Annotated in this window: 17 protein-coding genes; 11 read left to right on the top strand and 6 right to left on the bottom strand. The window is 58.4% G+C overall.

Going from position 1 to position 22,430, the window contains the following annotated elements:
• Nucleotides 1-37: 37 nt before the first annotated feature.
• From AC3DKS_RS08765 to AC3DKS_RS08740, 6 genes are all read left to right on the top strand, one after another.
• Entirely contained in the window at nucleotides 38-2,287 is a 2,250-nt protein-coding gene (locus AC3DKS_RS08765) for a xanthine dehydrogenase family protein molybdopterin-binding subunit (protein ID WP_272607778.1), read from the top strand.
• Nucleotides 2,288-2,340: 53 nt separating this feature from the next.
• A complete protein-coding gene (locus AC3DKS_RS08760) occupies nucleotides 2,341-2,799 on the top strand; it encodes a (2Fe-2S)-binding protein (RefSeq protein ID WP_272607779.1) in 459 nt (152 codons plus the stop codon).
• Between the two features lie 50 nt (nucleotides 2,800-2,849).
• Nucleotides 2,850-5,111 (top strand): xanthine dehydrogenase family protein molybdopterin-binding subunit, encoded by a 2,262-nt coding sequence (locus AC3DKS_RS08755; RefSeq protein ID WP_015755400.1) that lies wholly within the window; start codon nucleotides 2,850-2,852, stop codon nucleotides 5,109-5,111.
• Complete coding sequence (locus AC3DKS_RS08750) at nucleotides 5,104-5,811, top strand: dioxygenase family protein (protein ID WP_272607780.1); 708 nt, start codon at nucleotides 5,104-5,106, stop codon at nucleotides 5,809-5,811. Before AC3DKS_RS08755 ends, AC3DKS_RS08750 begins: the two co-directional genes overlap by 8 nt.
• A 68-nt stretch (nucleotides 5,812-5,879) precedes the next feature.
• Nucleotides 5,880-6,620: a phosphatase PAP2 family protein gene (locus AC3DKS_RS08745; protein ID WP_272607781.1), complete on the top strand. Its 741-nt coding sequence runs from the start codon at nucleotides 5,880-5,882 to the stop codon at nucleotides 6,618-6,620.
• A 50-nt stretch (nucleotides 6,621-6,670) separates the two neighbouring features.
• Nucleotides 6,671-7,963: a HipA domain-containing protein gene (locus tag AC3DKS_RS08740; RefSeq protein ID WP_420593352.1), complete on the top strand. Its 1,293-nt coding sequence runs from the start codon at nucleotides 6,671-6,673 to the stop codon at nucleotides 7,961-7,963.
• Between the two features lie 23 nt (nucleotides 7,964-7,986).
• Here the strand turns inward: AC3DKS_RS08740 and AC3DKS_RS08735 are convergent, their stop codons facing one another.
• The 5 genes from AC3DKS_RS08735 to AC3DKS_RS08715 form a co-directional block, all read right to left on the bottom strand.
• A complete protein-coding gene (locus tag AC3DKS_RS08735) occupies nucleotides 7,987-8,835 on the bottom strand; it encodes a fumarylacetoacetate hydrolase family protein (protein WP_272607783.1) in 849 nt (282 codons plus the stop codon).
• The gene (locus tag AC3DKS_RS08730) at nucleotides 8,832-9,752 is read right to left on the bottom strand and encodes an SMP-30/gluconolactonase/LRE family protein (RefSeq protein ID WP_272607784.1); all 921 of its coding nucleotides are present in this window, start codon (nucleotides 9,750-9,752) and stop codon (nucleotides 8,832-8,834) included. The genes AC3DKS_RS08735 and AC3DKS_RS08730 overlap by 4 nt, the downstream gene beginning before the upstream one ends.
• Entirely contained in the window at nucleotides 9,752-10,540 is a 789-nt protein-coding gene (locus AC3DKS_RS08725; RefSeq protein ID WP_015755394.1) for an SDR family NAD(P)-dependent oxidoreductase, read from the bottom strand. Before AC3DKS_RS08725 ends, AC3DKS_RS08730 begins: the two co-directional genes overlap by 1 nt.
• Nucleotides 10,530-11,285 (bottom strand): SDR family NAD(P)-dependent oxidoreductase, encoded by a 756-nt coding sequence (locus AC3DKS_RS08720; RefSeq protein ID WP_272607785.1) that lies wholly within the window; start codon nucleotides 11,283-11,285, stop codon nucleotides 10,530-10,532. Before AC3DKS_RS08720 ends, AC3DKS_RS08725 begins: the two co-directional genes overlap by 11 nt.
• A 191-nt stretch (nucleotides 11,286-11,476) precedes the next feature.
• Nucleotides 11,477-12,376: an AraC family transcriptional regulator gene (locus AC3DKS_RS08715; RefSeq protein ID WP_272607786.1), complete on the bottom strand. Its 900-nt coding sequence runs from the start codon at nucleotides 12,374-12,376 to the stop codon at nucleotides 11,477-11,479.
• 261 nt (nucleotides 12,377-12,637) lie between these two features.
• On the opposite strand from AC3DKS_RS08715, the gene AC3DKS_RS08710 reads away from it, so the two are divergent.
• The 4 genes from AC3DKS_RS08710 (at nucleotide 12,638) to AC3DKS_RS08695 (ending at nucleotide 16,809) form a co-directional block, all read left to right on the top strand.
• Complete coding sequence (locus AC3DKS_RS08710) at nucleotides 12,638-13,609, top strand: phytanoyl-CoA dioxygenase family protein (protein ID WP_272607787.1); 972 nt, start codon at nucleotides 12,638-12,640, stop codon at nucleotides 13,607-13,609.
• Nucleotides 13,610-13,814: 205 nt separating this feature from the next.
• Nucleotides 13,815-15,494, top strand: coding sequence for a carboxylesterase/lipase family protein (locus AC3DKS_RS08705; RefSeq protein ID WP_041327268.1), 1,680 nt, complete (start codon nucleotides 13,815-13,817; stop codon nucleotides 15,492-15,494).
• Between the two features lie 198 nt (nucleotides 15,495-15,692).
• A complete protein-coding gene (locus AC3DKS_RS08700; RefSeq protein ID WP_015755389.1) occupies nucleotides 15,693-16,412 on the top strand; it encodes an NRDE family protein in 720 nt (239 codons plus the stop codon).
• Complete coding sequence (locus AC3DKS_RS08695; RefSeq protein ID WP_041327266.1) at nucleotides 16,351-16,809, top strand: YHS domain-containing (seleno)protein; 459 nt, start codon at nucleotides 16,351-16,353, stop codon at nucleotides 16,807-16,809. The genes AC3DKS_RS08700 and AC3DKS_RS08695 overlap by 62 nt, the downstream gene beginning before the upstream one ends.
• A gap of 54 nt (nucleotides 16,810-16,863) precedes the next feature.
• On the opposite strand, the gene AC3DKS_RS08690 is transcribed toward AC3DKS_RS08695, so the two are convergent.
• The gene (locus AC3DKS_RS08690) at nucleotides 16,864-18,591 is read right to left on the bottom strand and encodes a sulfatase family protein (protein ID WP_272607788.1); all 1,728 of its coding nucleotides are present in this window, start codon (nucleotides 18,589-18,591) and stop codon (nucleotides 16,864-16,866) included.
• Between the two features lie 160 nt (nucleotides 18,592-18,751).
• Between AC3DKS_RS08690 and AC3DKS_RS08685 the strand changes: the two genes are divergently transcribed.
• Complete coding sequence (locus AC3DKS_RS08685; RefSeq protein WP_272607789.1) at nucleotides 18,752-22,366, top strand: alpha-L-rhamnosidase; 3,615 nt, start codon at nucleotides 18,752-18,754, stop codon at nucleotides 22,364-22,366.
• Nucleotides 22,367-22,430 lie beyond the last annotated feature (64 nt).

Raw genomic sequence — 22,430 nt, 5'->3', positions numbered from 1 at the left:
TATCTTATTAGGAAATCTCAATTTAAGAAAACACTCCATGACCCCAGTTAAAACAACTTTTGGAAGGCGCGCATTTATCAAACGATCCGCCCTCGGCAGCGGAGGCCTTATTCTGACATTCAACTGGCTGGCTTCCTGCAATATGACCCAGGAGGAAGTGAGCCGCCTACCCGAGGAGTGGTTTCAACTGAACGGCCACCTGAAGATAGGCGATAACGGGCTGGTGACCATTATGGCCCCCAACCCGGAAGGAGGGCAGAATGTAAAAACGTCCATGCCGATGATTGTGGCCGACGAGTTGGATGTGGACTGGATGAATGTGGTGGTGGAACAGGCTCCGCTCAATGCAGATGCCTTCCAGTTCCAATGGCTGGGGGGCAGCCAGGCCATCCGGCGCGGTTGGCCTGCCCTGCGGATGGCTGGCGCCTCGGCCCGGTACATGCTGCGCCAGGCAGCGGCTTCGGCCTGGGAAGTACCCCTGGGCGAGATTACCACAAGCGCGGGCCAGTTGCACCATGAGCCCAGCGGGAAATCGGCCGGCTACGGGGAGATGGCCGCTGCTGCTTCCCAAATTGCCGTACCGGAGGAAATTGAACTGAAGAAGATCAAGGATTTTACCATCATCGGGACTTCCCGCAAGAATGTTGATGGGCTTAAAATCGTAACGGGTAAGCCGCTTTTTGGCATGGATACGGTTCGCGATGGCATGCTTATCGCCATGATTGCCCATCCCCCGGCTTTCGGGCTGAAATTGAAATCCATCGACGATTCGGCCGTGCGGGGGATGCCGGGAATCCGGGATGTCTTCACCGTTAAGGTCTTTAAAGAGGATTATGTCAAGACGTTTTTCGATACGCGCACCTATAACGAGGTTGCCGTCATCGTTGGGGATTCCACCTGGGAGGTAATGCAGGCGAAAAAGGCCCTGAAGATGGAATGCGTGCCGATTGAAACTACCACAAATACCCGCGACCGCTTCGGCCGGCAGTACCAGGAAACCATTCCGGCAGGCCTGGAAAGCACTACGGAGCATCGCGCCCGAATGGCAGAAATGGCTGCAAAACCTGCTGAAATCAGACGTAAGGACGGCGATCCCGAAGGGGCATTTGCCCGTGCCGACCGGATTATCGAAAGGACGTACACCGCACCGTTCCTGGCGCATAATTGCATGGAGCCCATGAATTTTTTTGCCCATGTAACGGCGGATAAGGCCGATCTGATTGGGCCGTTGCAGAAGCCGGACCTTACCGAACAGGCCCTGGCCGCAAGGTTGGGCATGCCCATAGAAGATATTGAAATTCAGATGACGCGCTTTGGCGGGGGGTACGGCCGCCGTTCCTATGCGCACTGGCTCATTGAAGCTGCCCTGATTTCACAAAAAATGAAAGCCCCGGTGAAACTGGTTTACAGCCGGGAGGACGATATGACCGACGGAATTTACCGCCCGGCCTACCACGCCCAATTCCGGGCTGCCCTGGATGCCGACAACCGGCTCATCGGTTTCCATGTGAAAACCGGAGGGATCCCGGAAAGCCCGCTTGCGGCAGACCGTTTCCCGGCGGGGGCCGTGGACAACTACCTGGCCGAGGAGTGGACGATCGACACGAACCTCACTGTGGGGTCATTCAGGGCACCGCGCTCCAATTTTATGGCCAGTGCGGAACAGTCCTTCCTGGATGAGGTGGCCGAGGCTGCCGGTAAGGATCCGATCGATTTCCGGCTGGAGTTGCTGGAACGGGCCATCACGAATCCGTTGGAAGGCGTGAATAACGATTACGACCCGGAGCGATACGCCGGCGTACTGGAACTGGTAAGGGAAAAATCGGGTTGGGGGCAGCAGGAGCCCGGGATCCACCGCGGCGTTTCGGCGTATTTCTGCCACAATTCCTATGCTGCCCAGGTGCTGGACCTGAAGATGGAAAACGGGGTGCCCCGGGTTCAAAGGGTGACCTGTGCCCTGGATTGCGGCCTGGTGGTGAACCCGGATGCCGCCCGGAACCTGGCAGAAGGCGGAATTGTTGACGGTATCGGGAACGCGCTATTCGGGGAACTGACCTTTGTAGACGGCGTACCTGCAAAAAGGAATTTTGACCAATACCGGATGATCCGCATGTCCGAAGCCCCGGAAGAAATAAACATCCATTTTGTTGAAAACACGGTAGACCCAACCGGCCTGGGCGAACCTACCTTCCCACCGATTTTCGCAGCCCTGGCCAACGCCCTGTACCAGGCAACCGGGAAACGCCTGTACGACCAGCCCTATTTGAAATCGCTTTCGACGGCATGAAGTTGGTTGGATGGGCGAGAAAATATTGTATATTTAATTGAATATCAGAAATTATGGCAACATACCAACTCAACATCAACGGTGAAATCCGGGAAGTGGACGTGGACCCGTCCACCCCGCTCCTCTGGGTACTACGCGACCACCTGAACCTGGTCGGCACAAAGTACGGCTGCGGGATTGCCCAGTGCGGCGCCTGCACCATCCACCTGGGCAATACGGCCACGCGCTCCTGCATGCTGCCGGTATCGGCAGTGGGCAACCAGGAAGTGACTACCATCGAAGGGCTATCCGAAAACGGCGACCATCCAGTGCAAAAGGCCTGGCTGGAAGTGGACGTCCCCCAGTGCGGCTACTGCCAGGCGGGACAAATCATGTCTGCCGCCGCCCTGCTCAAGAGCAACCCGTCCCCCACGGACGCGGACATCGAAGGGGCCATGAACGGGAATATCTGCCGATGCGGCACCTATGTGCGCATCAAGAAAGCCATCAAAATGGCGGCATCCGGGGAATAGCCGGGGGTCCTGCGCACCGATTCACTAAGACATCCACCTAAAACACTATTATGACGCTTGTTAAGACAAAATTCGGACGCCGTGCCTTTATCCGGAACACCAGCCTGGCCGGGGGTGGCCTGGTCCTCGGGTTCAGCTGGCTGAATTCCTGCAAACCCGAACAAACCGAAGAAATTGCCACCCTGGAGATGCCGGAGGAGTGGTTCGAGATGAACGCCTTTTTAAAGATTGGCGACAACGGGGTGGTGACCATCATGTCCCCGAACCCTGAGATCGGCCAGAATGTAAAGACTTCCATGCCGATGATCGTGGCCGAGGAACTCGATGTGGACTGGGACAACGTGGTTGTCGAACAGGCGGCGCTCAACACGGAGAATTTTTCCTGGCAGGTAGCCGGCGGAAGCCGGTCCATCGCAAACGGCTGGCCGGCCCTGCGGATGGCGGGGGCCACGGCCCGCCACATGCTGCGGGAAGCCGCCGCACAGGCCTGGCAGGTCCCGGCAGCGGAAATCACCACGGACGCCGGGATGCTCACCCATGAGGCCAGCGGCAACTCCGCCGGCTACGGGGAGATGGCTGCAGCCGCTGCCAAAATGGAGGTGCCGGAAGACGTGGAACTCAAATCGCCTTCCGAGTTTAAAATCATCGGTACGTCCCGCAAAAACGTGGACGGGCGAAACATCGTCACCGGTAAACCCCTTTTCGGCCTGGACGTGCAGCGGGAGGGCATGCTGATAGCGAGCCCGGTGCACCCGCCAGCTTTCGGCCTGCAACTGAAATCCTACGATGCCGAGGCAGTCAAATCCATGCCGGGGATCCGGGATGTCTTCACCATCAAACTCTACGAGGACGACTACAGCCGGGGGGCCTTTGACCATACGGCTTTTAACGAGCTGGTCATTGTACTCGGGGAAACTACCTGGGAGGTCTTCCAGGCCAAAAAAGCATTGAATGCCCAGTGGGAAGCGGCTCCCGATCAATCCATCGGCATGTCGCTGTTTGGGAACGATATCGTGGTGAACCACCCGGCGGGCGCGGAGAGCACAGACGATCACGCAAAAAAAATGGAGGAACTCGCGGCGCGGAAAGGACGCGTGGTTCGAAGGGACGGGAACCCCGAAGCGGCTTTCAGCAATGCAGCCAAGGTGATTGAACGGACCTATACCTGCCCGTTCCTTGCCCACAATACCATGGAGCCGATGAACTTTTTTGCCCATGTGACTGCAGACCGGGCGGAACTTCTGGGCCCCACCCAGACTCCCGAGTGGATGGAGCACGCCGTCGCGGCCCGGCTCGGCATGCCCCTGGAGAAAATAGATATCATGATGACCCGGATGGGCGGCGGCTTTGGCCGGCGGCTCTACGGGCACTTTATGGTGGAGGCCGCTGCCATTTCCCAAAAGGTGCAGGCCCCCGTCAAGTTGGTGTATACACGGGAGGACGATATGACCCAGGGCACCTACCGGCCCGCTTACCGGGCTACCTACCGGGCAGCCCTGGATGAAAACAACCAGTTGACGGCCTTCCACGTGCGTGCCGGCGGCGTGCCGGAAAGCCCGCTCTTTGCCAACCGGTTCCCGGCCGGGGCATTGGATAACTACCTGGCGGAAGACTGGACCCTGGAGACGAATATCACCACTGGTGCCTTCCGCGCCCCACGGTCCAACTTTATCGCGGGGGCCGAACAGGCCTTCCTGGACGAAGTGGCCGAGGCCGCCGGGCAGGACCCGATCCAATTCCGGTTGGACCTGCTGAAGCGGGCTCAGGACAACCCGGTGGGGGAGGACAATGACTATGAGGCAGACCGCTATGCCGGCGTTTTGGAACTCGTCCGGGAAAAATCCGGTTGGGGGCAGGACACCCCCGGGAAATACCGGGGCGTTTCCGCTTATTTCTGCCACGAAAGTTACGTGGCCCAGGTGCTCGATGTGGTGATGCAAAATGGCCAGCCGGTGGTAGACCGCGTTTGCGCCGCCATCGACTGCGGGATTGTCGTCAACCCGGATGCAGCCACCAACCTGGCCGAGGGCGGGGCAGTAGACGGAATAGGACACGCCATGTACAGCGCGCTGACGTTCCGGGACGGGGTCCCGGAGCAGACCAATTTTGACCGCTACCGACTCATCCGCCACAGCGAAGCGCCCAAGTCCATTGACGTGCATTTTGTGGAAAGCGACACGGACCCCACCGGGATGGGGGAACCGCCATTCCCGCCCATTATGGGGGCCCTGGCCAATGCGCTTTACAAGGCCGATGGCCGGAGGCGTTACAACCAGCCGTTTATTTCCGACAAACCCCCGTTAGTTGGATAATCTGATAGGGGCTGCAATACCCAGTCGCCCCGCGGGAATCAGCAATGCTGTACTGCTACTGCTGGCGCTGGCTTTCTGGAGCTGCCGGGGGCAGGGAGGCCGGGATGCCTCAGCAGATCACCCGACTCCACAGAAACAAGGGGCTCAGGAGGAACGGGTGGTCGGCGGCCCGTGTGAGGGATGCGAGGCATTGCTCGAATACGGGGATAGGCATTTGAATGCCGTGGATACCCTGCCGAAATTCAAGGAAACAGAACCCAAACTCCGCCTTACCGGGACGGTGTTTCAGGCCGACGGTAAGACCCCGGCAGAGGGGGTTATCCTCTATTTTTACCAGACCAACCGGGAGGGGATTTACGAAACAAGGGGGGATGAAACCGGCTGGGCCCGCCACCATGGTTTTATACGCGGATGGGTCCGTACAGGCCCGGACGGCAAATACACCATCTACACCTTCCGCCCGGGGGCCTATCCGAGCCGGAGCGAACCGGAACATATCCACCTGACCGTCAAAGAGCCGAATACCATCCCGTATTACCTGGATTCCTACCATTTCCAGGACGACCCGCTGCTGACCGGGACCCACCGAAAGGCGATGGATAACCGGGGTGGATCGGGCATTGTTGCGCCCAGGCCCGAGGATGGGATGCTCACCGCTTACCGGGACCTCTTTCTCGGGTTGCATATCCCAGGCTACTGATAGGACACAAAATTCCCATCGGTTTTAGCTATTTTGCCTTTCTGAGGATACCAACCTTTTGACGCTTTATGAAGACTTCAATCCGCGCCCTGATGGATTCGCTGATCCGGAAGCTACGGTCGTTTCTGGCTCCCGTCCTGGACCATCTGCCCCGGTTTTCGCCCTACCTGGTGACCCTGATAGCTGCCCTGATTATCGTGGTGGGCGGTATCAACCTGTTTATCGAACTCACCGACACGCTGCATACGGAGGCCCTGGCCGCCTGGGACCAGCGCGTCACGGATTATGTGCTTTCCTACCGGAGCCCGGGCCTGACATCCTACTTTATCGCAGTGACTGAAATAGGGGATGTAAACGGGTATCTGGTGATCCTGGGCATCAGTGTGCTGCTGACCATCCTGGTATTCAAACGATGGAAGTACATCTGGCAGATTGTCCTGGTTCTCGCCCTCGCCTCAATCTCCAATATGATACTCAAACGCTTTATAGACCGGGCGCGCCCGGGGATTGAGCACCTGGTCGTGGTCAAGACCCTCAGTTACCCAAGCGGCCATGCGATGAGCGCCATGGCGTTTTACGGGTTTTTGATCTATCTGGTGTACCATTTCAAAATGCATACAGCCCTCAAGGGGTTGGTGATCTTTTTGCTGGCCCTGCTGATCCTGAGCATCGGCGTGAGCCGGATTTACCTGGGGGTCCATTACCCGTCGGATATCGTTGGCGGGTTTATCGCAGGGCTCATCTGGGTGTTTTTCTGTATCCTGATTTTTAACCTGATCGAAGTATTCCGCAGGGACCCGCTCACATAAAGCTCGTCGGTTTCTGAGCGCTTGATCCGTCTGACCAAAAATGTAATGCCATGCGTAAGTATTTGATTGGTTTCTTAATCGTATTGGGCCTGTTTCTGGTTCTTGTGTATTGGTCCCTGGGGGAAACGGAAGACGAGTTCCGGACCTGCCAGGTTCTTGGGATGGGGGATGTGGAATCCCTGGATTTCAGGGAATACGATTCGGTGACGGTTGCGGCCAACACGCTCTACGAGGCCAGTTGGGTGAAGGAATTTATGCAGGGCGAACAATACCGCGACGCCTGGGCCACCCCGGTAACTGTTCCCATCGCCTATCTGGACACGCTGAAAGGGGGCATGACCTTCATCGAGGAAGGCGGGGGCAAACAAACCCATTCCCTGGAGTTCAAGGACCCGCAGGGAATCCGCTTTACCCTTCGCAGCCTGAGCAAGGACCCGGAAAAACTGGTGCCCGACCTGGCACGGCAGCTCGGCCTGGAGAACATCGTCATCGACGGGGTTTCCGCCCAGCACCCGTATGCCGCCCTGGCGGTGGCCGAACTCTCGGAGGCGGCCGGCATCCTCCACACGCATCCCCAACTGGTTTTTGTACCAGCCCAGGAATCCCTGGGGGAGTTGAACGAACAATACGGTAACCGGCTCTACTATCTTGAATACGAATCAGAAGGCCCCGTGGATTGGACCGGGATTCCGGGCGCGATAGAACTCATCGACACGGAAGACCTCCAGGAACTCAAGCTCGAATTGAAAGATTCCCTCAGGCTGGACCGGGAGGCCCTGCTACGGGCGCGGTTGTTCGATTTAATTATCGGCGACTGGGACCGGCATGCAAAACAATGGGGCTGGGTCCTTTTAAAAGGCCCGGAAGGCTATCGGGCCACCCCGGTGCCCACCGACCGGGACAACGCATTTTTTGACCAGGACGGCATCCTGCCGAACCTGATCGCCAACAGGATTTCCCTACCCGAAGTGCAGTCCTTCACATCAGACATCCGCTACCTGCCCGGATTGGTTCAGGAATTTGATGCCTATTTCCTGGGCAGGGCTTCCCTGGAGGAATTTAAGGAGGCTGCAGGCTACTTGCAGTCGCGGCTTTCGGACGCCGCTATCGACGGTGCCTTTGCCGTATGGCCCCCTGCTGTCGACAGCCTGGATGGCCCCCAAATCCGGAGCCGTCTGAAATCCCGGCGGGATTCCATTGTGCAGTATGCCGAACGGTTCCATGAAGTCTTGGGCGATTTGCCCTCCAAACCAATCCGCCTAAGCGGGTCCGAAGAACTGGAATTGCCGGAGGGTCCGGACCGGTGTTTTGAATGCGATAGCGTTCCGCATCCCGGCTCCTGAATCACTGTCCCCAAAGGCGGGGCCTAGGCATTTTTACACACCTGGCGCTGGCATCCCAACCCGGCGATGGTCAGTTCCACCTCGTCCCCGGCCTTCAGATATTGGGGCGGCTTCATCCCAAGGCCAACCCCCGGGGGCGTCCCCGTGGATATCAGGTCGCCGGCCTCCAGGGTCATGAATTGCGAGAGGTAATACACCAGGAACCGGCAATTGAAGATCATCGTTGCGGTATTGCCGCTTTGCCGCTGGGACCCATTCACGCTTAGTTCCATGTCCAGGTTCTGTACGTCCGCTATTTCCTCCGGGGTAGCCACCCAGGGACCCAGCGGGTTGAACGTGTCGCAGGATTTCCCCTTGGTCCACTGGCCGCCCCTTTCAATCTGAAACGCCCGCTCTGAAACATCGTGGGAGATGCAATAACCGGCAATGTATGCCGCTGCCTCGGATTCGGATGCCAGGTAGCGCGCATCCCGGCCCATGACAATGCCGAGTTCCACCTCCCAATCCGTTTTTTCGCTTCCGCGGGGGATCAAAATGTCGTCGTAGGGCCCCACCACGGTATTGGAACCCTTTTGGAATACGATAGGTTCTCTTGGGATATCCATCCCACTCTCAGCAGCGTGGTCCGAATAGTTCAGGCCAATGCAAATTACCTTGCCCGGCCGGGCAACCGGCGAACCCCAACGGGCGTCTTCCGGAACTTCCGGCAGGTCCCCGGCCTTTGCGGCCAGTGCCCGGAGTTCCTCCAGGCCGCCGGCATTGAAAAAGCCGCGGTCCCAATCCGCAAAATGTCCCGAGAGGTCCCTGCGGGTTCCGTCGATATACAAGCCGGGTTTTTCGGCACCGGGCTGGCCGAAACGAATCAGTTTCATGGTGTATCAAATTTTGTTTCAAATGCAAATCGGTTGGCGGGGCGCCCCCTGAAACCGCTGTTTTTAACGACAAACAGGGAACCTGCCAGGGGCTGCTTTTCCAATTCCCCCGGGGTGAGTCCCTTGCTGGCGGATGTGATATACAGGTCTTCCCCATCCGGCCCCCCAAAGGAACAACTTGTAATTTGGGAGGCGGGCAGGGGGAAAGCCCCGAGTTTGCGGCCGGTTTCCGGATCCCATCGCGCCACCTGCCATCCGCCCCAATGGGCAATCCAGAGCTTATCCTCCGAATCGATGGTCATCCCGTCCGGGAAACCTTCGGATTCCGGGATGCCAAAGGCAATCCGGCGGTTGGTAAGCGCCCCGGTTTCCGGATTGAAATCGAAGGCCTGGACAGCCCGGGTGGGGGTGTCGATATAGTACATCGTCGTACCCGCCGCGTTCCAGGCGAGTCCGTTGGATATGGTGATGCCCCGCAGTTGTTCCTTACATTCCCCATCCGGCCCCAGGCAGTACAATGCCCCTATTGGCCGATCTTCGGAAAGGGGCATCGTCCCGATCCAGAAACGCCCGGCCGGGTCGCATTTCCCATCGTTACAACGGATCCCGTCGGGGATGTGTCCCAGGGCCGTCAGCGGTTTGCGCTTGCCGGAATCCCGGTGGATCAATTCCAGGCGGGTGTCCAGGGCAGCCAGCAGGTGGCCGTTGGTACACAAGGCGACGGCCCCGACCAGCGCCTGGGTTTTTATATGGTGGTGTTTCCCGGTGGCCGCATTGAATTCGTGGATGGTACCCCCCAGGATATCCACCCAGATGAGGCTGCCGGTGCGGTCGTCCCATACCGGGCCTTCACCCAGTTCACAGCGGTGGGCCAGGACGGGCTTGGGCTTTTGGCTGAATAATTCAGGTTGCTTCATCAGGTGTTCAGGTTTTTAAAGCCCCCGTCGATGGGGTAGTCGCACCCCGTCAGGAATGCGGCCTCGTCCGAGCACAGGTAAAGGGCAAACGCAGCGATTTCCTCCGGCCGTCCCATGCGGCCGATGGGTTGGGTGGCGGAGAGCTTTTTATACATTTCCTCCTCCCGGCCCGGGTAATTTTCCGCCAGGTACCCGTCTACGAAGGGGGTGTGGACGCGCGCAGGCGAAAGGGAGTTACAGCGAATGCCATACGGGAGGTAGTCCCGGGCGACGGATAGTGTCATGGTGGCGATGGCCCCTTTGGTGGAACTGTAGGCAAATCGTTCCGGCAAGCCAAGCCCGCTGGCTATGGACGCCAGGTTCAGGATCACCCCGCCGCGTTTTTTCATATGGGGCAGGACGGCCCGGAGCATGTTGTGGACCCCGCCTACATTTACACGCAGCAGCCGGTCCATGTCCTCGGCTGAGGTGGTTTCCGCCGTCCCGATGTGGGCTATGGCGGCATTGTTCACCAGGATATCCAGCTTGTCCGCCTCCCCCACAATCTGTTCGATAGCGGTTTCAACCGATTCGGGATCTGCCTGGTCGCAGAAACAAAATGCCGCCTGCCTGTTGGTGGATGCGATTGCGGCAGCTGTCTGTTCCCCGGCCTCCCGGTCCCTGTCCAGGATAAAAACACGGGCCCCCCGGTTGGCGAACATCCGCGCGATGGCCGCGCCGATTCCTTTGGCGCCTCCGGTAACCAGGGCGGTTTTGCCGTCTAGCCGGAAGAGGTCGTCATTTTTCATAGGGAGAGGGGCTTACGGCTGTCCATCCGCCGTCCACCACGAGGGTCTGGCCGGTGATGTGCCGGGCGTCTTCGGATACCAGGAAAAGGGCGGCCCGGGCGATATCGGAGGTTTCCGCAGGCCGGCCGATAGGGGTAAGCCGGGACCAGAGCGGGGTGTAATCGGGGTCCTCCAGGGTACGTTCCGTTTTAGTCGCCCCGGGGGCAATGGCGTTGACGCGGATCCCGAAACCGGAAACCTCCAGGACCAAGTTGCGCGCCAGCAATTCGATGGCCGCTTTGGTCATGCCATAGGCGCCCAGGTTTTTATGAGCCTGGTGGCCGGTGACGGAAGACATAAACAACAGGGCCCCGCCGCTGCCCTGCTGCTTCATTTGGCGGGCTGCCGCCTGCGCCAGGAAGAAGGTCCCCGCAAGGTTCACCTCCATCACCCGGTTAAAATCTTCCCGTTTATATTCCATGAACCCGCCAAACAAGGTAATTCCCGCATTGGCGATCGCGATGTCCAGGCGACCGGTAAAGGAGGTCCCGGCATGGACCAACTGCCGGATAATTTCCGGGTTGCTGGCATCCCCGGGAACCGGCGTGCAGGATGGGCCCAGTGCCCTGGCCGCCTCTGCCGCCAGTTTTTCGTCCAGGTCGTTGAGGACCACGCGGGCTCCTTCCCGAATGAGTTCCCGACAAATTTCGAGCCCGATGCCCTTACCGGCACCGGTAACTATGGCCGATTGATCTTTAAATTTCATGTAGGTCGGTTGATGCGTGCACAACCCGGAACCGGATGCCGGCAGGGTTGGTGCACCATCCGAAGATAACAAAAATCCGGTGGCTCCGGATGGGTCCGGTTGACTCCGGTTGGCCCTGATTGGCCCCGGTTGACTCCGGTTGGCCCCGCCGGGTTCCGTCCAGGCGTCGGCGTACGGCAATAGGCAATGGATCAGGAACCCGGGGTGCTCGCTGGACCCGGTTGTGGCGAGTTCCTGAAGGCTTCCCCGGAATCCCGGTAATCGCTGGGGTTCATCCCGGCCACCCGGTTGAACACGCGGTTGAAGTACGACATGCTCTGGAAGCCGGAGGCAAAACAGGCATCTCCTACGGTGTTCCCTGCCAGCAATTCCCTTTTGGCCTGGCTTACCCGGTAGCGGTTCAGGAATTCCGTAAAGGTGTATTTGGTCATTTTCTTGAAGTACCTGCAAAAGGCCTCCCGGGTCAGGTGGCAGGTACCGGCAATATCCTCCAGCGCAATGGGTTCCCGGTAATGATTATCGATATAGGCGAATATCTTCCGGATGCGCTCCTGGTCGACAGCGCTGGCCGGGTTGTGGTAGGGCTGTTCGTGCAGCAGTTCCGTTTCCTCGGTCTCCAGGGATTCCGCCAGGGCTTGCAGGATGCCCACCAATCGGAAATACTGTTCGTCAGGGCTCAGGCCTTCCAGTTCAAAGAGCGATTCGCCTACCTGGGGTTTTATCGTCCCGTGAAATACAATTCCGTGGGCTGACAAACGCATTAAGTGGTTAATCCGCGTGAGTTCGCGCGTTCCCAGAAAATGGGATTCCACCCACTCCTTTTTCATGTGCAGTACCGCTTTCCGGTAATCCGTGGTCACCCCGTAATCGAAATTCAGGTGGGGGATGTTCGAACCGATCAAAACCAGGTCGCTCTGGTTGTAGCGGGAAAAATGCCGACCCACGTGCCGGTTTCCCCAGGCATTGTCGATATAGACCAATTCAAATTCCGGGTGGAAGTGCCAGAAGAACAGGTCGCTGAGCCTCGGGTTGAACATAAGGGAGAACGACCGGTCTTCCGAACTCGTAATGGTTTCCAGGCGGATTTGCATGGTGTTGTCTATTGAATCCCGATTAAACTACGCCAAATTGTCAATATAGTACAAAGGCAAGTCAAAGGACGTCATAGAATTCAACGAATAAAGTGGCATTTTTGTATAACATCATAGGGGTTATCGGAATGAAATACGTTTGGAAGCGGCTATTTGCCTGATTTTTCCCGGGCATCGGCGACCATACGTGTTAACATCCTTCAAACCGGAATTCCCGGGTAATTGCCCGTTTTCGAAAAACCCTTAAAAAGAAAGATCACTATGAATCCACCTGTAAAACCCTCCCAATCCGACAACGCCCACAAAGACATACCGGGCAACCCCTCTACGGCCAAAAGCAGTCAGGTGGCGCTCCGACAGGAAGCCCGGGCGGACGCCCTCCGGGTGCTTTCCCCGGACGATTGGGCATTTTGGAAGGAGAACGGCTATATCGTCATCAAAGGGGCCGTACCCCGGGAACAGGCGCAAAAAACAGCGGAATTTCTCTGGGAATTCGACGAAAAGGACCCGGACAACCCGGAAACCTGGTATGCCCCGCCCCGGGCGGAGATCCAGATGAAGGAACTCGCCGGTACGGGGATGGTGGAGGTGTACAACAACCAGGCCCTGTGGGACAACCGGCAGGCCCCGCGCGTATATGATGCCTTTGTCGATATCTGGGGGACGGAACGCCTCTGGGTAACCATCGACCGGGCCAACCTGAATTTCCCGATGCGCCCGGGCCACGAGTACAAGGGTTTTATCCATTGGGATTACGACCCGGAAACCAGGCCCCAGCAGGTGCAGGGCGTCCTGGCCCTTGCCGACCAGACGGACCCCGAGATGGGCGGCTTTCAGTGCATCCCCTGGTTGTTCCGCAATTACGATACCTGGAAGCAAACCCAGCCCGAGGACCGGGACCGGTTCAAGCCGGACATCGCCGGCTTGGAGGATAAAATCGTAAAAGTACCCATGGAGGCGGGAGACCTGCTGATCTTTAACAGCCTGCAGCCCCATGGAATCCGACCGAACCGCTCGGACAACAAGGTTCGCATTGCCCAATATATTTCGATGATGCCCGCCGAGGAATCGAACCGGGAACTCCGGGAGTGGCGGATCCACTCGTGGAAGGACCGGGTGGCCCCCGAGGGCTATGCCTTTCCCGGCGACCCGAGGAACTGGGAGCAGGAGCGCTACCCCCGGGCGGAGCTCTCGCCACTGGGCGAGAAGCTTCTGGGCTTGCGGGATTGGTAAGTCCGTTTTCCTTACCTCCAGGATACTCCTCCCTGATGGGGATACCCATTCCCCGTTTCGCAAAATGTAACAGGAACCGAAAATTTTGATATGTAAAATTTCCGGCTGTCAGGATAACGGAGATGATTTCGTAACTTATTCGCTGCAAACGAAACGAACTCCGGGTGGCGGGCCGGCGCGTCCCCATTCATTCAACCTGACAACCATGAATACAAACAGAAGAAATTTTATCCAAACCATGGGGGCCGGTGCAGCCGGCATTGGCCTGGCTTCCGGTATTTCCCTGGGAGCCTCCAGGCCCGGGCAGAACGCCCCTTCCAACGATGACCAGGTATTGTTTATCGGGGATGACACGGCCATAGCCGATACCGTTTACGGAAAGGTTCAGGGTTTCGTCCTCCGCGACATCTATCAATTCCGGGGCATCCCATATGGGGCGGATACAAGCGGGAAGAACCGGTTTATGCCCCCGCGGCAGCCCGAACCCTGGTCGGATGTGCGACCCGCCGTATGGTGGGGCAATACCGCCCCGCAAATTATGGACAACCGCTATGCCAACCCCTGGTACTCCTTTGCGGACCATTGGAATTACGACGATGTCAGCGAGGACTGCCTGAGGCTCAATGTCTGGACGCCTGCGTTGGCAGACGGAGGTAAACGCCCGGTCATGGTCTGGTACCATGGCGGGGGGTATCGCAATGGCAACGGTATTGAACAGGACGGTTATATGGGCGAGAACCTGAGCAGGAAAGGGGATATCGTATTTGTTTCCATCAACCACCGCCTGGGGCCCATAGGATTCTCCGACCTTTCCGGGGTTGGCGGCGAGGCATACCAGCATTCCGGGAATGTGGGAGCCCTGGATATGGTAGCGGCCCTGGAATGGGTATCGCAGAACATCGCCAATTTCGGGGGCGACCCGAACAACGTAACCATCATGGGACAGTCCGGGGGTGGTTCCAAAGTATGTACCCTGGCGGCCATGCCGGCTACCCGGGGACTGATCCACAAGGCGGTACCCCTGAGCGGGTCTTCCACCTCGGCCCTGGACCAGGAGTATTCCCAAAAACTCGGATCGTATATCCTGAAGGAAGCCGGGCTGCAGGCGGGGGAAATCGGAAAGCTCCAGGAAATGGCCTGGAAAGACTATATCCTCCTTGCTGGAAGGGCCCAGGAGACCATGGAAAAAGAAAACCCGGGCGGGGGAGGTTTCCGGGGCGGGTTCCGACCGGTTGCAGACGGGGTGCATATCCCCAAAGGAACCTTTTATTCAGAGGCGTCGGGGGTATCCTCGGATGTCCCCATGCTGATATGCAGTACATTCCACGAGTGGGGGATGTCCCGCACCAACCCGGAACTTGAAAAAATCGACGCTGCCGGGGCCAAAAAGATGCTCGCCGACCAGGCCGGGTTCCGCGGCGGTTTCGGGGACAAGGCCGCCGAGATTTACGATGCCTATGCCAAGGCCTTCCCCAATGCAAAACCCATAGAAATCATGTGCCTGGTTTCCAGCAACAGGAAATCGGTAGTGGAAACGGCCAATGCCAAATCCGCGCAACCCGCCCCGGTTTACGTGGCCTGGTTTGGATGGGAGCCCCCCCTGTTCAACAACCGTATGCGCGCTTTTCATTGCCTGGATATCTGTTTCTGGTTTTACAACACGGATCTGATGCTTACCCATACCGGTGGGGGAAGCCGCCCCCGGGCACTTGCCGAAAAGATGTCCGATGGGCTGCTGCAGTTTATGCGAACGGGCAACCCGAATGGCGGGGACTTGCCTGAGTGGGCTGCCTACACTCCCGAAAGGGGCGAAACCATGATTTTGGACGACCATTGCGAACTGCTGGACGACCCGGACCGCCAGGCCAGGCAAACGCTGCCTTAGGGCAGGAGCCCTGCCGGGGTGGTCAGGCGGTAGGCGGGGTTTTGGAGCGGAATTTACGTCTGCGGCGTAAGGGATGCCCGGGAACCCCGTCGAATTGGACAGGCAGCGCGTTGCCGGCCAATCTCTCGGCCGAAGCCGGGACACCTGCAGAGATCCCCACCAGCCTGCATCGCGAACTGCACTACAAAATCGAAAATTATGTGCACAGTAAGTTATATACCCCGCCCGGACGGCTACCTGTTGACAACCAACCGGGACGAAGACCCAAAAAGGGAAACGCTGTTGCCGCAAGCTCGCATACTCTCCAATGGGACACAATTGATGGCTCCCCTGGATGCCCGGGCTGGCGGCACCTGGATAGCTGCCGACCACACAGGTAGGACGGCCTGTCTCCTGAACGGCGGCCTGGAGAACCACAAGCGAAAACCGCCCTACAGGAAGAGTCGCGGAATCGTGGTCCTCGAGGCGTTTGAGGCATCGGATTTCGATAGCTTCCTGAAGGATGCGGACCCGTCGGGAGTGGAACCCTTTACGCTTATCCTCGTTGAGCCGGGCCGGATCCAACGCTGGGTGTGGGACGGGCGCCACTCGCACCATTTCCAGCCGGATGCCGCAACCGGGCACCTCTGGTCATCCGCCACCCTGTATACCCGGGAACAACATGCCCAGAAGGAGGCCTACTTCCGGGAAGCCCTGGACCGGGAGGGGAACAGCCGGGAAGCCCTGTTGAGGATCCACGGCCGGGAATCGCCCACGCCTTTTGTCCTGGACCGGCCGGAGGTTTGCTCCACAAGCATCACGCAGATGTCCCTGGGTGCCGGCTGCATGGATATTACCCATTATAAGTTTGAAGCAGATGAAACCGTACGTATTACTATGCCTGTTGTTCTGCGGGCTGTGGGCGGTGGCCCAGCCTGATGCTGCCGGCTGGATCAACCAGGAAGACGGCGTTGCCATTCAGGGGTACGACCTGGTAAGCTATACCCGCGGGACGCCGGTGAGGGGGACACCGGAATTCTCCCACGATTACCAGGGGGTACGTTTTTTGTTTACCACGGAACGCAACATGCACCTGTTCCAGGCCATGCCGGAGCAGTACATCCCTGCCTATGGAGGCTGGTGCGCCTATGCGATGGGGAAATCCGGGGACCGGGTTGCAGTAGATCCTGAAACCTACAAAATGGTGGATGGCCGTCTGATGCTCTTTAACCGTACGCGGCTGAACAACCCCCTGAAGAAATGGAACCGGGACGAAGAACGGCTGCTCCGGCAGGCCGATGCGAATTGGAGCCAATTCTACCCGGATGGCCCATGAGGCGCAGCCCGATTTACTAAATGAAATGCCTGGGCGTTTGCCTGCCACCTGATATTATTCCGCGGCTTGCCAGCGTATTTCCTGGCTGGGCAAAAATCCGATGCGGTGTGCCCGGGCCACGAGTTCCTGCCCGGTTTGAATTTCTATTGGGTCTGTATAGGGTGTCCAGGCTGCTGCGGGTATCTGCCCCGGTTTAACCCATTGAAACCCAATTGCGGCACCCGGGGTTTCGGATTCCAGGATCAACTGCCCGGAAGATGCTTCAACGACCGGGGTTTGGGTTACGGGCTGCGAGCCTTCCGGCCAGATGCGCTCCAGGTATTCCGGCTCGTCAATCATCCCGAGGTCGTGGGTTGCCTGCATCCACCGGCTGAGTTCCTCCCGCAGTTCTTCCAGGACATCCGCGTACTGCGGGTTGCCGGCCAGGTTTCGGAGCTCCAGGGAGTCATTTTGTGTGTCAAAGAGGGCTTCCCCCGCGCCGCCGGTTGCAAACCATTGCAGCTGTACGCTGTCCAGGGTACCCTGTTCCTTCCTGCGCAACAGTTCCCGCATGGCAGGCATTTGTTCCCGGTAGGGGACCGGTTGGTAATAGGCCTGTTCCGGCAGGAAATTCCGGATATATTTAAACCGGTAATCCCGGACCGCACGCAGTCGGCCGTGGCAGCAGCCGTCAAAATCGTCGGCAGCGGCATGGATGTATTCCCGGGGTTTTTCGGCCCGGAACGCCCCGGCCCAGGCACGCCCGTCCAGGCCCCTGGGAGGCTCCACCCCGGCCAGGGATAAAATTGTCGGTTTCAGGTCCACGAAGCTCAGCAGCTGCCCGTCGGTCTGTCCGGCCAGTTGTGCCCCGGGAAAACGCACCAGCAAGGGCACCTGCAACCCGGTATCGTAGAGCGACCGCTTGCTGCGGGGCAGCGGCCCCCCGTGGTCGCCGTACCAGAAAACCACCGTGTTTTCCAGCAGGCCATCCGCTTCCAGCTGATCCAGGATTATCCCTACCTGCCGGTCCATTTCCACGATGTTGGAATACATCCGCCTCAGGTCGGTCCGTACGGAGTCCGTATCCGGCAGGTAAGGCGGCACGGTTATTTCCCGGTCGGGGTCTATCAGGAGGGAATCCCCGGCCCGCATCCATATCCGGGATTCGTGGGTCACCTCAAAATTGAAGATGGCAAAAAACGGTTGTTCCGGTGACGGCCGGTTGCGCCAGTGGGCGTCCCGACTGCTTTCGTCCCAGGCTGTAAGTTCCGTCCGGAACTGGTAATCCTGTTTGGCATTGTTCGTGGCGTAATACCCGGCCCGGCGCATCAGGGTACTGTGCATGTGCGTGCCCGCCGGGGGTACAGCTTCGTAGATTTTCCGGCCGTCGTACCACGTATCGGGCGGGTTTTCCTGGGTGCTGTACCAGGGTCCCGTCCGCATGTGCATGGCCCCGGTACGGGTTGGGTACATCCCCAGGGCGATGGCGGCCCGGCTCGGGGCACAAACCCCGGAAGGCGAGAACATCCGCGTGTAGCGGACCCCCTCGGCCGCCAGGCGGTCCAGGTTGGGCGTATGTACTGTGGAGTCCCCATAGGCGGCAATGTACGGGCTCAGGTCCTCGGCAACCAGCCAGAGAATATTGGGCTTCTCGGGCAGTTCCAGGCTGCTGTAGTCGGGAATCTCCGGGACCGGTTCCGACCATGTTGCCAATTCCGGGCCTGGTTGGGGTGCCGACTCGTTACATCCGGTCAGCAAAATGGCAGTAAGGAGGATTACGGCCGGAGAGAACCAATTTTTCATTGCGGGCAGGTTTCTGTGAATTTAAAAATAACGTATTTTAAGATTCCCCAGGTAGGCTGGCAAATCCATTCTCTGCGCGTAATTCCCGAACAGTACGGAACAGTTGCGCCCGCCATATTTCGTAATCTTGATGACGCTGTAACCCCTAACAATCCAACCGATGCACCGCACATTCAATTCGCATTTTCTCGCCCTGGTCGCCCTGTTGTTTCTGGCCTTTTCCCTCCCGGCGCAAGTGTCCGTGGACAGCTTGAAGACCGAATACCTCGACCGCCCGTTGGGGCTGGACGAGGCGAAACCCCGATTTTCCTGGCAATTACAGGCTGATGGCGCAGATCGCGGTATCTTCCAGCAAGATTACCGGATCCGCGTAATCGATCCGGCGGGAACACAGGTTTGGGATTCTGGTCGGCGCGAAGATGGGCATTCGCTGAATATCGTGTATGCCGGGCAGCCACTTCAGCCTAAAACCCGGTATACATGGAACGTCACGGTATGGGACCGGGATAACCGGGAGCACACCTCCCATAGCTGGTTCGAGACCGGGATTATGGACCCCGACCCGGAATCTCCCGGGTGGCGGGGGTCATCCTGGATTGGCGGCGGTCCGGAGGACCTGCAACTCTACGCACATTACCTTTCGGTTTTCCAGCTCGAATATGGCCTGCAGCTGGATTCGGCTTCCGAAAGCACCCGGGCAGCTTTCCTGCTGGGGGCCAACGACCCGCGCCTGATGGACGAGGACCTGAACCTGCAGGGGGTGGCATCAGGCCCCGATGGTCATTATATCAGCTTTGAGCTGGACGCCCGCGGGCTCCTTCAGGGGGACGGCCCGGCACAATTGCACGTTTTTCGGGTAGGCTACGATACGGGGGACTCCCCGGATACGCCGTTTAAAACGCTCGATATCCCCGAGGGCCTGGTGAACAGGCAGAACATGTACGACCCGCACCGGATCTACCTGAAATGCAATTTTGGCATCTTCCAGGTATTTATCGACGGGGAAGACGATGCGCACAACATTTCGAAATCCGAAGGGGGAGGGAGCCGGTTTGGCCCGCAGGGGTTCAATGTAAATCCCGTAGGATCCGGGAACAACTACATCAGTTTTCCGATGCTCGGGGATATTGGGTTCCACATGCGTCCCGGGCAGCAGGCCGTGTTTACGGGTATATCCGTTAAAAACTTCCGGGCCCCCGCCAATGAATTGTTCGGTGAAAGCCCCGATGGGGATTCGTATACAGGTATTTTTTCTGACCAGCTCACCGATAATTTTCGAACCGGCCCGCAAGGCTGGGTGGCCCGCGGGGGTACCGACGGCCTGCTGGTAACCGCCAACCCGAGCCACGATGCCGTTCCCATGCTGCGCAGCAGTTTTACCCTGGAAGACAAACCGGTAGCCAGGGCCCGGATCTATGCTACGGCCCGCGGGATATACGAGCTTTATTTAAACGGAGAACGGGTAGGGGATTACTACTTCACCCCCGGCCTGACGCAATACAACAAACACCACCAGTATCAGGTGTACGATGTTACCGACCGGATACGGCCGGCATCGGAAAATGTACTGGGCGGGTGGCTCAGTGAAGGCTGGTGGGGCGGCAACATTACCTATAGCGGCGAGAACTGGAATTTCTTTGGAGACCGACCTTCCCTCAGGGCCCTGCTGGAAGTCACTTATGAAGACGGATCCCAGGCTGTAGTGGCCACCTCCCCGGATACCTGGGAACTATATACGGAAGGCCCGGTTCGGTATGGCAGTTATTTTCAGGGCGAAGTCTACGATGCCCGGCGGGAAGCGGAAATCGCCGGCTGGGCCGCCCCGGGCTTTGACGCCCGCGGGTGGAAGCCTGCCCGGGAGGTGTCCCTGGAGGGCACCACCTTCCCGGGGCTCGACTATTCAAATTTACAACTGATCGCGCAGATCGGGTTACCGCCCGCCGTGGTGAAGACACTCGTGGCCCAAACCCGGGAAGAAGTCCGGCCCGGGGTTTTCGTATACGATATGGGGCAGAACATGGTAGGCTTTCCGGAAATCCGGATCCGTAATGGACAGGCCGGGGATACTGTGATTCTGCGGTATGCCGAGGTGCGGTATCCGGAATTGCCGGAGTACGAAGGGAACGAAGGGATGGTCATGATGGAGAACATCCGGGCAGCCCTGACCCAGGATATGTATATACTAAAAGGCGGGGATGAGGTTATCCGGCCGCGCTTCACGTTCCATGGATACCGGTTTGTGGAATTGACGGGGCCTGTCCGGGCCCCTGCCAGCCATGATGTTAAAGGTTTGGTCGTTAGCTCCATCCGGCACCTGGATTCCTCCTATGAAACATCGGACGAACTCATCAACCGCTTCTGGGAAAACATCACCTGGTCGCTTCGCTCCAATTTCTTATCGATACCCACCGATACGCCGGCCCGGAACGAACGGATGGGCTGGAGCGGGGACATCAACGTATTTTCCCAGGCAGCTACCTACCTGGCCGGGGTGGCCCCCTTCCTGTCGCGCCACCTGCTCGCTATGCGGGATATCCAGCGGGAGGACGGACGGTTTACCGACGTGGCCCCGGTTGGAGGCGGATTCGGGGGGACGCTTTGGGGAAGCGCAGGGATGATACTTCCCTGGGAGGTATACCAACAGTATGGGGATACGCGCATCCTGGAGGATCACTACCAGGCCATGGCCGAGTACCTGGAATTCCTGGAATCCCGGATTGACCCGGAAACCGGGCGCCTGGAAGAAGGACCCCTGGGCGACTGGCTGAGCCCGGAGGGCAGCAAAAACGACAATACGCTGCTCTGGGCAGCCTATCACGCCTACGACCTGAAAATCATGGCGGAAATTGCTAAGATCCTCGGCAGGGAGCAGGATGCCGCTCGCTATCGGCAGCGCTATGAGGAGCGCAAAGCGTATTTTAACGAAAACTATGTGGACCCGGAAACGTTTCAAACGGTACACTCCGGCTATGAAGGCCGGATGTTCGGTCCGCCGCCTGCCGGCTACCAGGCCCCGAAACCCGGTGACCCTGTGGATACGCAGGCTTCGTATGCCATCCCGCTCAATTTCGGGATATTCAACGAAACCTACGCCAAACCGGCAACCGAGAGGCTCGCCCAGACGGTCCGTCGCGAAAACACGGACGATACCGGGGCCGCCCGCCCGCCCTATTCGCTCATGACCGGGTTTATCGGAACCGCGTCCATCAACCACGCCCTGTCCGGGAGCGGTTATGATGCAGAAGCCTACCGGTTGCTCCGCCAGCGCGACTATCCGTCCTGGCTCTACCCGGTGGTCAACGGGGCCACCACCATCTGGGAACGGTTGAATTCCTATACGGTGGAAGACGGTTTCGGTGGGAACAACAGTATGAACTCCTTCAACCATTATTCGTTCGGGGCAGTGGCTTCCTGGATGTACAACCACTCCCTGGGAATCCGTCGCGATCCCGGGCACCCCGGATTCAAAGAGTTTATCCTGGCCCCAACGCCGGACCCGGATAACGAACTGCAGTTTGCCAGGGGATATTACGACAGCCCGTACGGCCGCATTGCAAGCAGCTGGACACAGCAACCGGGGGCCGTGGACTATGAGTTTACCGTACCGGCCAATACGACTGCTACGCTCATCCTGCAGGCGGAATCGCCAAAACAGGTAACCGAAAGCGGCCGGAGGATCAAACGCAGCGAAGGGATTACGGATATCTCGGATACCGGCAACCAGGTGCGGATGAGGCTGGCTTCCGGCACCTATCGTTTCCGGGTGGAGGACTGATATTCAATGGACATCTGAAAACGAATAAACCCTCCGCCTGGAGGGTTTTTTTATTCAGTGGTAT

The organism is Robiginitalea sp., assembly GCF_982776155.1.
This window is presented reverse-complemented; position numbering and strand designations above follow the sequence as displayed.